This is a genomic window from Aequitasia blattaphilus, assembly GCF_024721305.1.
GTDB classification, from domain to species: Bacteria; Bacillota; Clostridia; order Lachnospirales; family Lachnospiraceae; genus Aequitasia; species Aequitasia blattaphila.
Genome location: NZ_JAMXOD010000005.1, coordinates 1 through 12,972, shown reverse-complemented (window position 1 = coordinate 12,972; position 12,972 = coordinate 1). Strand labels below are relative to the sequence as shown.

Genomic DNA, 12,972 nt, shown 5'->3' with positions numbered 1-12,972 from the left:
ATTTACAGATATTATAGGAGATACATGAAATGGATAAATATAAAGTTTTAAAACAATATTTCGGTTTTGATACCTTCCGGGAAGGTCAAGAGACACTAATCGACAGTATTCTTTCCGGCAAGGATACAATGGGAATACAAAGCACAGGACATGGAAAATCCATATGTTTTCAGGTTCCGGCAATGCTTATGAATGGAATTACTCTTGTTATTTCTCCGTTAATCTCACTGATGAAGGATCAGGTCTCGGCACTGAATCAAGCCGGAATTCACGCAGCGTTTCTAAATAGTTCTTTAACAGAAAATCAGTATTACAAGGCGCTTTCTTATGCAAAAGAAGGTCGCTATCCCATTATATATGTAGCCCCGGAGCGGCTGATGACAGCCGGGTTTCTGGATTTTGCACTGAATACTGAAATTGCCATGGTGGCGGTTGATGAAGCTCATTGTGTCTCACAGTGGGGGCAGGATTTCCGCCCCAGTTATTTGAAGATCGTAGATTTTATCAAACAGTTACCAAAGCGGCCGGTTGTCAGTGCATTTACAGCTACGGCAACGAAAGAGGTAAGAGAAGATATTATCGATATTTTGATGCTGCAGGAACCCACGGTTGTCACAACGGGCTATGATCGACCCAATTTGTATCTGGGAGTACAGGCGCCAAAAGACAAATACAGTATGGTTAAGAATTTCGTTGAAACCCATCCGAACCAATGTGGTATTGTATACTGTCTGACGCGGAAATTGGTAGAAGAAATTTGCGACCGTCTTGGGGATGACGGATTTTCGGTTACTCGTTATCACGCAGGGTTAAATGACTTGGAGCGTAAGGAAAATCAAGAGGACTTCATCTATGATCGAAAGCAGATTATGGTGGCAACCAATGCCTTTGGAATGGGAATTGACAAGGCAGATGTACGGTATGTTATCCATTATAATATGCCAAAGAATGTGGAGTCCTACTATCAGGAGGTAGGGCGCTGCTCAAGAGATGGTGAGCCGGGAGAATGTATCTTGTTGTATAGTGGACAGGATGTGGTCACCAATCAATTCTTTATTAATAACAATCAGGACAACCAGGAATTAGATGATATCACAAGAGAAATTGTGATGGAACGGGATCGTGAGCGGCTCCGAAAAATGACGTTCTATTGTTTTACCAACGAATGCCTGCGAGACTATATTCTTCGCTATTTTGGGGAATACCAGTCGAATTATTGTGGAAATTGCTCCAGCTGTTTGACTCAGTTTGAGACGATAGATATTACAGAAGAAGCCAAAATATTGATTGGCTGTGTGCAGTCCAGCCGCCAACGGTACGGTGTAAATGTGATTATCGATACAGTACATGGAGCGAATACCGCAAAAATTCGGCAATACCGTATGAATGAGAATCCTTTTTATGGCCAGCTGGCGAAGATACCGACACATAAATTGCGTCAGATGATGAACTATTTGCTGCTCAATGATTATCTTGCAATCACAGATGATGAATACAGTATTGTAAAACTGACGGAGACATCAAATGCAGTGGGAGAGCAGGAAGAAGCACTTGTTATGAAGATGGCAAAAGAACAAGAACGGGAACCGAAGGTATCGAAGAAGAAAAAGAAACGTAATTCTGCCGGCATTATTCTGTCTGAGGTTGAAGAGGCTGTGTTTGAGAAATTACGCGGTCTGCGAAGGAAAATCGCCAATGAAGAAGGGGTGCCTCCTTACATGGTGTTTTCGGATAAGACATTGACTTTGATGAGCCGGATGCTTCCAAAAACGAAGCAGGAGATGCTCACAATTAGTGGTGTGGGAGAATTTAAGTTTGAGAAGTATGGAGAAAGATTTTTGGAGGTATTAAAATAGTATGGGGAAATTAAGGATAGGCTGTCATTTATCTTCTGGAAAAGGGTTCCTTCATATGGGAGAGGATGCTGTGAAAATAGGGGCAAATACGTTTCAGTTTTTTACAAGAAATCCAAGAGGAAGTAAGGCAAAAGCAATTGACGAAGAGGATATAAAAAAATATAGAGCATATGCTAAAAAGCATGACATAGAGAAGATACTTGCTCACGCACCTTATACGCTTAATCCTGCTTCGGCAGACGAAAAGGTACGGGATTTCGCATATATGACCATAAAAGATGACTTGATGAGGATGGAATACCTTCCGGGAAACTGCTACAACTTTCATCCCGGTTCCTACACAAAGGCCACGAAAGAAGAGGGTATCGACAAGATTATCCGTCTTTTAAATAATGTCTTATATAAGGAACTACAAACAACTGTATTGCTGGAAACGATGTCCGGAAAGGGCACGGAAATCGGACGTACTTTCGAGGAGCTGGCAGAAATCATCGAGGGTGTGAGGTTAAAAGAGCACATAGGTGTCTGCCTGGATACGTGTCATATCTATGATGGTGGCTATGATATTAAAAATCATTTGGAAGATGTGATACAAGAGTTTGATAATATCGTTGGATTGGATAAGTTAAAAGCAATCCATTTAAATGACAGTAAAAATCCTTTTTCCAGTCATAAGGATCGACATGAAAAGCTGGGAGAAGGATCCCTCGGTATCGAAACATTTCGACATATCATTAATCATCCGAAGCTTCAAGGGATTCCATGCTATTTAGAGACACCAAATGAACTGGAGGGCTATCAAGAAGAAATCGCCAAGTTAAAAGGAATGTGGTATATTAGCTAGAGAAACGAAAAAGGAGATTAAAAAGATGATATGTCCAAGATGCGGAAGTAACCATATTACCTCTCAGGTAATTACAGAAACGACAAGTAATGAAAAAGTGAAGGGATTTGGTTGGATAAAGGCTTGCATTGGCTTTTTGCTTTTTAGCCTCCCGGGAGTCTTATGCGGACTTTGTGGTATGGGAAAAGGCAGAAGAAGCACGAAAACAAGTTCTAAGGTGGAGTATACATGTCAAAATTGCGGCAATCGATTTTAAAAACACTAAGAATTATTGGAAATCACAGTGGATGCCATCAACTGCCGGAAAGAAGCTTTTTCTATAAAGGAAAACAATTCCCCGTTTGTGCCAGATGTACAGGAGTAGCCATTGGACAGATGGTGGCAGTGATAGCAGGAGTATTCCTCCGTATCCCACTTGCCCTTTCACTAAGTCTATTAGGTATTATGGGCATCGACTGGGGAATACAGGAATTAAAGATAAAGAAATCCACAAATATACGCCGACTCATCACCGGAGCCTTAGGTGGCTTTGGAGTAGTAGGCGTATACTTTGCTATGTTTCGTTTTCTTATCGGAAAATTTCACAAATATTTTTCACAATAATGGAGTAATCCAGAGGATGCATCTCATGGCCGGCACCATCTAAGGTTAAGAGTTTGGCTCCGGGAATTGTTTTTGCCAGCATCTCACCATGAACATAGGGAATTACAATGTCTTTTGTTCCATGAATAACGAGGCATGGACAAGAGATTTCGCTGATACGAAGAAGCGCATCACCAGTTGCCGGTACAAAAGAATGATTGAGTCTGCTTGCATAGTTAGTGGCGCGACGGACATCCACATAAATCATTTTGCGAATATGGTCGATATCATGAGGAAGATCACTTTGATTCGTCATTTTCCATTGACTAAGAGCAAATTCAACGAGTTCGTCTGTGTCCGTTGGAGATTCTTTCATAGAGAGCTCTTCAAAAAACTGTGTCACCTCTGGTGAGGAGCCGGGGAGCCTGTCGGCGCCTTCGGCAAAATACATGGATGCTAAAAGGATAATTCCGGAAACTCTGTCGGGATGGCGAAGTGCGGCGATTTGTGTAATCACAGAACCGAGAGACATTCCCATAATAGTAGCCTTCGAAATTCCATATCCATCTAAAATCTTTATGGCATCATCTGCCATATCTTCCAAAGTATAATCAGGTTTTCCTACTGGATAACAGGTAGAAGCACCTGTATCCCGGTTATCATATCGTATGACAAAGAATCCATTTTCTGCTAATAATTCACAAAAGGGAACTTCCCACCATACCATAGAGCTTGCAGAGCCCATGATTAAAAGGATGGCAGGGTCTTCTGGTTTACCGAAGCTTTCTGTACAGAGCTTTATGTTGTTGAATTCAATTGTTTTCATTTTATTCCTCCATTAATAAGTTTATTTAATTGGCAGCATCTTTTCTAAGTTTCGATTCTTTGTCTAATTGCTTTAAAGCTTTTTTAGATCCCCGGTCTAAATCACGTCGCTTCTTTCTTTCTGAGAAATCTTCAAACAGGCTTTCAAAATCATAATCAGGGGGATATAGTTGATCCCGGCTTTCTAAAAGAGTTACTTTTTTAAGAGGCATTTCTAAGAACCCATGATTCATATAGACTCTTGCAATATGTGAATCTACCATATCATAAAAGAGTCCCCAGTCTTTCTGCTCGCTTATTTTAATACGGTCTCCCTTTTTAAGGAGAATCTCTGTTTTCAGGGGGCTTGTCTTCTCCTGAATCTTTTGAAATTCAAGTTTTTCTGTGGAGTAGGAGTTACTGTCTAAAAGGTTTTTTGCATTCTTCAGAACATCTCTTTGTATCCCCATTCTCTTTGCCACGCTGATGGCACCGCTTTCCCCGGTTTCTCCAAGGAGGAGCTTATATTTTGGTAACAGTGTATCGTGGTCAAAGTCCATTGCAGCAGTTTCGCAGTCTGCGTGCTTTCTGGCATACTCTTTGATTTCACCGTAATGTGTTGTGACCAGGATTAAAGACCCCTTTTGATAGAGAGAATCCAAGATGGAAATTCCAAGAGCAGCCCCTTCTTTTGGATCTGTTCCACTTCCAAGCTCATCCAATAGAACCAGAGTATTTCGTCCGGCACTATTTAAAATAGATGAGATATTACTCATATGGGCAGAGAAGGTACTGAGAGAGTTTTCCATACTTTGATTATCGCCAATATCAATCAATATATCATCAAAGATACAGATGTTTGTTTTTTCCTTGCAAGGAATTAGTAAGCCAAACATGGTCATTAAAGTTACAAGGCCTAATGTTTTAAGTGTGACGGTTTTCCCGCCGGCATTTGCTCCGGTAATTGCAAGGAGCCGGAAATCATTCCCAAGCTTTAGCGTAAGGGGAACAGCATTGGAATCAAGTAGTGGGTGAACAACTTGATCCAGATAAACGAATTCTTCTTTGTTCACCTGAGGTCTCTTCCCGCCAATTGAAATACTGTACCGTGCTCTGGCGAATATAATATCAATCTCGGATAAAATCTCCATAGATGCTTTGATCTCGTCGAGCTGTTCCGAGATTAATCCGGTTAGGTTCGCAAGAATCTGATACACAATCAGTTCTTCTTCTCCCTTTTTTATTTGAAGCTCAGCGTTCATTTTTGAAACGCTTGAAGGCTCCATAAATGTCGTGATTCCTTTTCCGGAGGTTTCGATTATATTTCCGGAAAAATGATTTTTAAACTCCGTCTTTATGGGAATGGTATAGTGTCCATTTTTTAAGGAAATAATAGGATCCTGTACAATAGACGAGTTGTTCCGCAAAAACTTCTGCAGTGTCTTTTGTATGGAAGCCTCTAAATCCTGAATCGATTTTCGTATCTTCGATAAAGGTTTGGAGCATTCGTTCCTTATTTGACGTCCTTGTATGGAACGGTATATTTCATCCTCTACCTCCTGAAACTCTTGTAAGCTAAGAGCGTATGAGAGGAGTATAGGAGCCTCGAAGGAATGCTTTGTAAAGAAGGTCTTCATCTGCCGAAATCCTCTTAAAAAATCGGCATACTCCAGAAGCTCTTCAACTTCTAAGATACTTCCTTTCATAATACGTGTTGTCAAATATTGTATTTGTCCAACACCGAGAAATGGAACCTGCTTCCCTGCATTTAATAATGTGACAGCCTCACTGGTTTCTGTCAAACGTTTTTGAACCGTATTTAAATGTGTGGAAGGTTCTTTTGTGTTCATAAGTTCTTTTCCCATATCGCTAATAGTAAGAGAAAGAAGCAAGTCTTTTATTTTGCTAAATTCTACTGCGTTTTGTATATCTTTATTCATGTTGTATCCTTTCGGTAAGAATACCTGTCGATTTTGAAAATAAATGATTCGAAAGTATAAAATTGGATATAAAAAAAGATAGCAGTACCCCACTATCCACAGAAACAATCGATTGATATAGACAGGTATCTAAAAGCACGACAAATAAACCTTGACTCCACAATGCTTACTCATCATCTATAAAGTTGCTTTAGTTAGATACCAAAAACACTCACCAAAATACCTCGTTTGTTCTTTCGTCATTTATTTTCTAACTCAGTGTATACCAATTTTGAATGAAAAGCAAGGGGATTCTCATTCTTTTGGAGAATAGGATAGATAGTAGAAGGCAGCTACAAATACAGAACCACCAACGATATTCCCAAGAAAAACAGGTAGGAAGTTCTGAATAAATGCAAGCCAGCTATAGTGTCCCTCCATAATCGCTGCAGATACTAAAAAGATATTGGCAACGCAATGCTGAAAACCAATGACAACAAAGGACATAACAGGAAACCAGATTGCTAGGATTTTTGCCCCGCCGGATTTGGCGCCATAGGAGAGCCACAGTGACAGACCAACGAACCAGTTGCATCCAATACCGGATAAGAAGCATTGAAGGAAGGTAGCATCCAGCTTATGGTGACAGAGACTCAATAGTTTTTCCAAATAAATTCCCTGACTGGTTAAACCTAATAAATGTCCGAAAAAGAGTGCAACAAAAAGAGCACCAAGGGCATTGGCAAGTGTGATAGTAGTTAGATTAAGAATCCAATCTTTTAAAGTGATTTTTCTCTCAAATAATGAGGAGGAAACAACCATCATGTTTCCAGTTACGAGTTCACCTCCAGCCAGCAGTATTATAATAAGGCCTATCGGAAAAATTGCAGAGCCAATCAGATGGCCTATTCCTTCCCAAGCTCCGCTGAATACAGCTGCGATACGAAGGTATGCAAGATACCCGAGAGATATCATTGCACCACCGATAAAACCTAATATGAGCTTTGAGAGAAGTGTTTTATGAACTTTTTTTACACCCATAGAGGTACAAATTTTTAGAGTATTTTCTGAACTATTCAAAGTAAGTTTTTCCTTTCGATTCATTTGCGGTTTTATTATACTGCAATAGGAACAAAACGGGTAGCGATAACTAACTATCGATAAATATTATCGAAATGAAATAATGGGTCGTTTATGACATAAAAATAGTCATTCATGACATAACCCGCCCAATTAAAAGAAAGCTCTTTTATAATCAATTTAGCCTTAAAAGAGACAAACCGCACAATGAAAGGAGGAAAGAATAAGAATCGTGATGACAAAAAAAGCAAAATATGTAATTATATAAAGAGTATATATTTTGAGAGAAAGTAGGGATTAAGAGTGAAAGTTGCTATATGTGATCATGATAATCAGGCGGCAGGAAAATATCGAAAGTGGCTGGAGGAAATTGCAGAAGAACATGATGTTCCAATTCAAGTGACGATATATCAAAAAGAGAGCGCATTACTTTTTGATTGGGAAGATGAACCTAAAAGAGCGGATCTTTTGTATATGGAAACTTCTATGCCTGAGGGTAATGGAATTGATACTGCAAAAAAGTTGAGAAAAGCTGGCTATAAAAATGAGATTATCTTCTATACAAATAGCGACAAGTATGTTTTTGAGGCATTTGACGTAAATGCATTTCATTACATATTAAAAGATAGAACAGAAAAAGAAAAGTCAGAGGAGATTTTTCTTAAATTCTATAACAGATACAAAGAAATGGGCAAGGAATATATATCTGTAAACTGCGCAGGAGAAAACAGAAATATAGATATAGAGGATATCAAATATTTTAAGGTTGATTTAAGAGTAATCACTGTCTACTACAAAAAGAGTGATAGTTTTGAGTTTTATTCGACTTTGGGAAAGATAGAAAATATGATTGGTGCCTATGGGTTTATAAAAATCCATCGATCTGTATTGGTAAATGTAGCATATGTGAAGACGTTTACCTCGTCAGAAGTCACCTTAAAAGACGGAACTGAATTGCCTGTGAGCAGGCAAGGTGTAAAACAGCTTCGTGAAGTCTTTGCTAACAGGACAGTATGAAAGGAGTAAAAGCATATGTCAAGAATTAATATGATTGGTATTTTAGTACTGATTTTTGCAATACTCCTAAATATTGGAATTCGAATTTTTCTGAATAAGAAGAAAAAGGAAATGGATGGATTAAGTGATGAGATTCAAAAGGGGAAGAGTCATTCGAATCACAGGATTCATTTGAAAAGTATTATAATTATATTTTTCATTGGAATCAGTTTTTTACATGGAGATAAAGCACGTGCTGGTGATGTGGATGTGGATGTCTATAGTAAAGTGCCGGCTTTTAGTATTTCGTATTACTCACAAGATGGGGAAGAGATTGACCCGGAAAACTGGGATTATATTAGAGATTATAATTATTATACAGAGATATCGGTAGAAGACTGTTGCTATCATGCTGGCTTCGAAACAGAGCTGGAGGCGCCGGAAGGAATGATATTTCATCTTACAGAGGCGGAATATGACAAAGATAATATAGAAGTTTACTGTTCCGAAGATGGCAAGAAGGTATCTATTAAATTTCAAAGCTTATGTACATGGCTGGATGGACCCTTTTCCATGAGATTTTTAACAACTTGTCAAGAGAGTGAAGATGGAGCAGCCATGCTTATAGGTGAGAAGATTGCTAACGCAGGCAGAAACGGTGAAGAGAGCCGGCCAGTGCTGTATACGAATGTGATACTGCAGCGTTGCCAGGGAATCGTCAGAGAAGATTGTTTTGTTTTAATACCTAAAATGTATGAAACAAAGCAAGTGTTTACAGGATTATATTATTATGTTGAAAATCCGAAAAATGAAGCAGAAGAGGTTAAGAAGCTGGAGCTGAATCAAAAGGGAGATATTGGTTCAAAACAGTCAGACGACCTGTTTTTAACTGGATACTTTTTTTATCTGCAAAACAAGGTAGAGCATGAGCCCTACTGGGATTTGGAAGTAAAAATAAAGATACCGGATGGTTTAGAGGCGGGAGAAAAGACGAAGAGCAGAGTAACTGTGATTGGACGAGACAGATATCTGATTTTTAACAAAGAAAATTATGTGCCGACAAATGAAAGTGTGTCAAAAATGAGTTCACCCTTAGCAGATTCTATTACGGCATATGGAAGTATGGGTGAAGAGAGAGACTGGCTGGGATATCAAAAGGGCAGTTGTGTTTTTGGCGCTGACTTGGATTTGCATTTAGCAGAGAAAGCCAGCCCTAACAAGACGTACAATTTACTGATTCAAATCAGTTATACAAATTTTGAGGGAAGACAGACTCAAGCAGAGCAGAGTTATTCGATTCAAACAGAGAATTTTCAGATAAAAGAGCCGGATAAAGAGAAGCCAGAGAAGGATACTCCTAAAACGGATATTCCTACAAAAGATACAACACAGGAGAATGAATCACCAAAGGCAAACATTCCCCAGGAGGTATTGGAAGAGAGTGTCCCTGAAGAAAAAAGTGAGAACAAAGAAAGTTTGGAAACGAAGTTACCTCAAGTAGAGACAGGTGCAAGGGGTTCGTCTCAGCAAATAGAAGAACCTCAGACAACTGTGCAGTCACAGCCGGTTGAGGCGGTGAGAACGACTTCCCAAGCTGAAAACAGAGTCCGTGTGCCGGGTGAGGAGATACCACAGGCAAAAGAGGCGGATGTAACAACGGAACAGGAAGAAGAGGAGAAACCATTTTTGAAACATCTATATGTTGTGACGTTTCTCTCATCTGCCGCAGTACTTGCGTCATGTGGCGTGGAAGTATTTCGAATGGTTAGATTAATAAAATGGTTTAATCAAAAGAAAAAGAGAAATCTAAGGAAAATGCTGAAATAAAGAGTATATAAAGGAGAATAAGCATGTATAAGTATGAGGAAGAACAGATCATGAAGATCCCAATGCTGATGTTTAGAGATTATGCAAATCCTCCAACGACAAATGAATTGTGTCAGAATCTTGGAATGAGCAAGACGACACTAAGAGAAGGATTTAAACGACTGTACGGAACAACGATATATAATTATTACAGAAAAGAAAAGCTATCAAATGCAAAAATGATGTTGGAAAAAAGCGGTATGACAATATCAGACGTTTCGTTGCATTGTGGATATAGAAGTTTGAGCCATTTCAGCTCTATGTTTAAAGAGGAGTTTGGAATTACGCCGTTGAGATATAGAAAAAATTACTTTGCAACGATGAAATATGAAGAGGGAGAGTAAATTTAAGCCATAGAATGAGAAGTAGACAATTGTTGAAGAGATTCAACAGTTGTCTACTTCTTTATTAACTTAAGGTGCACCAGGATGGCTCTTTTCTTATCATCTACAATCTTCATAGCAATTCGCGTATAGAGACCTAGTTTTTTTGATAATAGTTTCCGGGCATCCTTGAAAAACGCGTGTTCTTCAATCAAAGAGGTGTTAGTTCTTTTTGCAAATACCAGACTGTTGTTAATGAAGAAATACATAAGTGCATTTTTATTTCCCGTTTTTTGTACATACTTATTTGCATATTTAATACCAGTTTCGTTCGTGGCATCAAAAAGAAGCTGGCCAAATTTGAAAGTGCTTTTGAGATCAGAAATACATTTTAAAATCTTTTCTTCTGTAAAATATTGAAAAACACCAGAGACAACGATGAGGGTAGGAAGAGAAGTGTCGATTTGCGCTGTCCATTGTAAAGAGAACAAATCACCGCCGATCAAAAAATCATTTTTAGTTTCACCTAAGACAGAATGTCTTGCTGCTATGACATCCGGTAAGTCAACCTCATAGAAGAGTGCCTTACTTGTATTGAGCCGATAATAGGCCGTTTCGAGTCCAGCTCCAAGATAGACGATGTTACAGAGTTCGTGTTTATCAATAAAGGTTTTTACAATTTGATCCATGTTATAATATCTGGCAACAGAAGCCATCATGGAATATTCAGAGGAATTTTTGCGAATACTATTATCGGGAATGTACTTCTCTAGTTCCAATGCTTTCGCATCATAAAAGTATTCCGGATAGTTCTTTGATACAAAAATGCGAGCTTCTAAGGGAATAAATAATGTATCAGCAACACCATGTAATTTTCTCATAGTTTATCTCCAATCCAATGTTTGTTAGTCACAGCTTACTTGACAATAAGATTTTAACATGTAAATCAAAAAAATTCCAGAATACTTTTGTTGACGTGAACGTTTTCTGAAAGTACAATTGTACAGGGTGAGCAGACAAGGAAAGAAGGAGTAAAACAGTCTATATGAAAAAGAAGAAAATCCAGGAGCCATACGTACCAGATACGTTAAAGTTGTTGAAAGGAACGAAGGATACGCTATGGGATGCATCACTTTCGGACCAGGCAATAGAAGAAAGTTTTTTTGAAGATTTAAACAATGAGGAAGAGGACTATAAGAATATTGTGATAAGCCAGTCAATGTTTGAAGGATGCAGTTTTCACAAGTGCGGCTTTGAAAATGCTGAATTTAGTAACGTTTTATTCTCGAGATGCGATTTTTCTGGCTGTAACCTGAATAATATATACATGAGTAAAGTTCGTTTTGCTAATTGCAAGGGATTGGGTACGCTGTTTACCAACGGAGTATTCAAAGATGTGCGTATGGAAAGCAGCAATTTTGCTATGGCCAATTTTGATTATTCGAAATTTGAATATGTAGCATTTTCAGAATGCAATCTGTCAGACAGCAATTTAGCATACAGTAGATTTAACAAAAACATCAAGAATTCTCCTTCCTCTATAGGGAGTGAGATGAATTGATTTACTTGCCTGTCGGCAATGAAAAAGTTTTTGACTGAAATCTGATTTTGGAAATATCTTGGCGTAGCTACCATAAACTATTACAAAAAATAATACAAAAACGACATCAGAACACTTGTTCTGATGTCGTTTTTGTGATATAATAAACTCAGTAGAAAAGATGAAGGAGTTGATAAAATGAAGAAATTGGATAATAATTCACATTCAGTATTTCTGCTCTATTATCATCTGATTATGGTCATCAAATATCGCCATCCAGTGATTGATACGGATATTTCCAATCGTGCCAGAGAGATTTTTTCTTATATTGCACCAAATTATGGAATCACGTTGGAAGAATGGAACTATGATAAAGACCATGTTCATGTGATGTTCCGTGCACAGCCAAAAACGGAACTCAGTAAATTTATCAATGCATATAAAAGTGCCAGTAGCCGGTTGATTAAAAAGGAATATCCCGAAGTACGAAAGAAATTATGGAAAGAAGCTTTTTGGAGCAAGAGCTTTTGTCTCCTTAGTACCGGTGGTGCACCCGTTGAAACCATTCGGAGTTATATTGAAAGCCAGGGTAGGAAAGATGAAGCAAGAAAAGAGAGAGAACAAAGCAATCAAAGTTCGCCTATACCCAAATAAAGAGCAGGAAGAACAATTAAAGAAAACCTTTGGATGCTGTCGTTTCTTGTATAATCAGATGCTGGCAGATAAGATTGAGGAATATAAAAAGAATCAAAAGATGTTAAAGAACACTCCGGCATCTTATAAGAGGGAGTATTCATGGTTAAAGGAAGTAGACTCCCTTGCATTAGCAAATGTACAACGTCACCTGGAAAAGGCATATCAGAATTTCTTCAAACAACCAAAAGTGGGATTCCCAAACTTCAAATCCAAACATCACAGTAAGGCAAGTTATACTACTAATCTTGTCAATGGCAATATCCGAATCGAAAAGCATAGATTAAAACTTCCAAAAATTTCATCCATCCGAATGATTCTCCATCGAGAGATTCCAAGCAATTATCAGCTGAAATCCGTAACCATAAGTCGGGAACCCTCCGGGAAGTACTATGCCAGTCTTTTGTTTTCTTATGAAAGCCAAGTAAGAGAAGGAAAAGAAAGAGCAGAAAATATCTTGGGGATTGAT

The 12,972-nt window shown here is 38.5% G+C and carries 14 protein-coding genes; 10 read left to right on the top strand and 4 right to left on the bottom strand.

Annotated features, from left to right (window positions below; genetic code table 11):
- Positions 1-29: 29 nt before the first annotated feature.
- From recQ to NHH15_RS04765, 4 genes are read left to right on the top strand one after another with little or no spacing between them, the layout of a single operon-like run.
- Complete coding sequence (recQ, locus tag NHH15_RS04780) at positions 30-1,856, top strand: DNA helicase RecQ (protein ID WP_262065517.1); 1,827 nt, start codon at positions 30-32, stop codon at positions 1,854-1,856.
- Between the two features lies 1 nt (position 1,857).
- Positions 1,858-2,700: a deoxyribonuclease IV gene (locus NHH15_RS04775; protein WP_262065516.1), complete on the top strand. Its 843-nt coding sequence runs from the start codon at positions 1,858-1,860 to the stop codon at positions 2,698-2,700.
- Between the two features lie 25 nt (positions 2,701-2,725).
- Positions 2,726-2,956, top strand: coding sequence for a hypothetical protein (locus NHH15_RS04770; protein ID WP_262065515.1), 231 nt, complete (start codon positions 2,726-2,728; stop codon positions 2,954-2,956).
- Entirely contained in the window at positions 2,929-3,303 is a 375-nt protein-coding gene (locus NHH15_RS04765) for a DUF2085 domain-containing protein (protein WP_262065514.1), read from the top strand. Before NHH15_RS04770 ends, NHH15_RS04765 begins: the two co-directional genes overlap by 28 nt.
- Here the strand turns inward: NHH15_RS04765 and NHH15_RS04760 are convergent.
- The 3 genes from NHH15_RS04760 to NHH15_RS04750 all read right to left on the bottom strand — a co-directional run bounded on the left by NHH15_RS04760 (position 3,269) and on the right by NHH15_RS04750 (position 7,085).
- A complete protein-coding gene (locus NHH15_RS04760; protein WP_262065513.1) occupies positions 3,269-4,108 on the bottom strand; it encodes an alpha/beta fold hydrolase in 840 nt (279 codons plus the stop codon). The genes NHH15_RS04765 and NHH15_RS04760 overlap by 35 nt on opposite strands.
- Positions 4,109-4,133: 25 nt before the next feature.
- On the bottom strand, positions 4,134-6,026 hold the full coding sequence (locus tag NHH15_RS04755) for an endonuclease MutS2 (RefSeq protein ID WP_262065512.1): 1,893 nt from the start codon (positions 6,024-6,026) through the stop codon (positions 4,134-4,136).
- A gap of 294 nt (positions 6,027-6,320) precedes the next feature.
- Positions 6,321-7,085 carry a formate/nitrite transporter family protein gene (locus NHH15_RS04750; RefSeq protein WP_262065511.1) on the bottom strand — a complete coding sequence of 255 codons (765 nt, stop codon included), beginning with the start codon at positions 7,083-7,085 and terminating at the stop codon, positions 6,321-6,323.
- Positions 7,086-7,388: 303 nt separating this feature from the next.
- Here NHH15_RS04750 and NHH15_RS15580 point away from each other — a divergent pair, with 303 nt between their 5' ends.
- Genes NHH15_RS15580 through NHH15_RS04735 form a run of 3 tightly spaced genes read left to right on the top strand, consistent with a single transcriptional unit; the run spans position 7,389 to position 10,291 of the window.
- Positions 7,389-8,102, top strand: a complete 714-nt coding sequence (locus NHH15_RS15580; protein WP_262065510.1) for a LytR/AlgR family response regulator transcription factor — start codon at positions 7,389-7,391, stop codon at positions 8,100-8,102.
- A gap of 15 nt (positions 8,103-8,117) precedes the next feature.
- Entirely contained in the window at positions 8,118-9,908 is a 1,791-nt protein-coding gene (locus NHH15_RS04740) for a hypothetical protein (protein WP_262065509.1), read from the top strand.
- Between the two features lie 23 nt (positions 9,909-9,931).
- Positions 9,932-10,291, top strand: coding sequence for a helix-turn-helix transcriptional regulator (locus tag NHH15_RS04735; RefSeq protein ID WP_262065508.1), 360 nt, complete (start codon positions 9,932-9,934; stop codon positions 10,289-10,291).
- A 53-nt stretch (positions 10,292-10,344) separates the two neighbouring features.
- Here NHH15_RS04735 and NHH15_RS04730 read toward each other — a convergent pair whose 3' ends face one another.
- Positions 10,345-11,151: a class I SAM-dependent methyltransferase gene (locus NHH15_RS04730; RefSeq protein ID WP_262065507.1), complete on the bottom strand. Its 807-nt coding sequence runs from the start codon at positions 11,149-11,151 to the stop codon at positions 10,345-10,347.
- A gap of 164 nt (positions 11,152-11,315) precedes the next feature.
- On the opposite strand from NHH15_RS04730, the gene NHH15_RS04725 reads away from it, so the two are divergent.
- The 3 genes from NHH15_RS04725 to NHH15_RS04715 all read left to right on the top strand — a co-directional run.
- On the top strand, positions 11,316-11,831 hold the full coding sequence (locus tag NHH15_RS04725) for a pentapeptide repeat-containing protein (protein ID WP_262065506.1): 516 nt from the start codon (positions 11,316-11,318) through the stop codon (positions 11,829-11,831).
- A gap of 177 nt (positions 11,832-12,008) precedes the next feature.
- A complete protein-coding gene (gene tnpA, locus NHH15_RS04720; protein ID WP_262065505.1) occupies positions 12,009-12,464 on the top strand; it encodes an IS200/IS605 family transposase in 456 nt (151 codons plus the stop codon).
- Positions 12,409-12,972: helix-turn-helix domain-containing protein (locus NHH15_RS04715; protein ID WP_262065504.1), on the top strand; the 564-nt coding region annotated here is incomplete at its 3' end. The genes tnpA and NHH15_RS04715, both read left to right, overlap by 56 nt.

What these genes read in the sequence shown, in the direction of transcription:
- recQ (WP_262065517.1), top strand. Translation starts at nt 30, where the DNA reads ATGGATAAATATAAAGTTTTAAAACAATATTTCGGTTTTGATACCTTC.
- NHH15_RS04775 (WP_262065516.1), top strand. Translation starts at nt 1,858, where the DNA reads ATGGGGAAATTAAGGATAGGCTGTCATTTATCTTCTGGAAAAGGGTTC.
- NHH15_RS04770 (WP_262065515.1), top strand. Translation starts at nt 2,726, where the DNA reads ATGATATGTCCAAGATGCGGAAGTAACCATATTACCTCTCAGGTAATT.
- NHH15_RS04765 (WP_262065514.1), top strand. Translation starts at nt 2,929, where the DNA reads ATGTCAAAATTGCGGCAATCGATTTTAAAAACACTAAGAATTATTGGA.
- NHH15_RS04760 (WP_262065513.1), bottom strand. Translation starts at nt 4,108, where the DNA reads ATGAAAACAATTGAATTCAACAACATAAAGCTCTGTACAGAAAGCTTC.
- NHH15_RS04755 (WP_262065512.1), bottom strand. Translation starts at nt 6,026, where the DNA reads ATGAATAAAGATATACAAAACGCAGTAGAATTTAGCAAAATAAAAGAC.
- NHH15_RS04740 (WP_262065509.1), top strand. Translation starts at nt 8,118, where the DNA reads ATGTCAAGAATTAATATGATTGGTATTTTAGTACTGATTTTTGCAATA.
- NHH15_RS04735 (WP_262065508.1), top strand. Translation starts at nt 9,932, where the DNA reads ATGTATAAGTATGAGGAAGAACAGATCATGAAGATCCCAATGCTGATG.
- NHH15_RS04730 (WP_262065507.1), bottom strand. Translation starts at nt 11,151, where the DNA reads ATGAGAAAATTACATGGTGTTGCTGATACATTATTTATTCCCTTAGAA.
- NHH15_RS04725 (WP_262065506.1), top strand. Translation starts at nt 11,316, where the DNA reads ATGAAAAAGAAGAAAATCCAGGAGCCATACGTACCAGATACGTTAAAG.
- tnpA (WP_262065505.1), top strand. Translation starts at nt 12,009, where the DNA reads ATGAAGAAATTGGATAATAATTCACATTCAGTATTTCTGCTCTATTAT.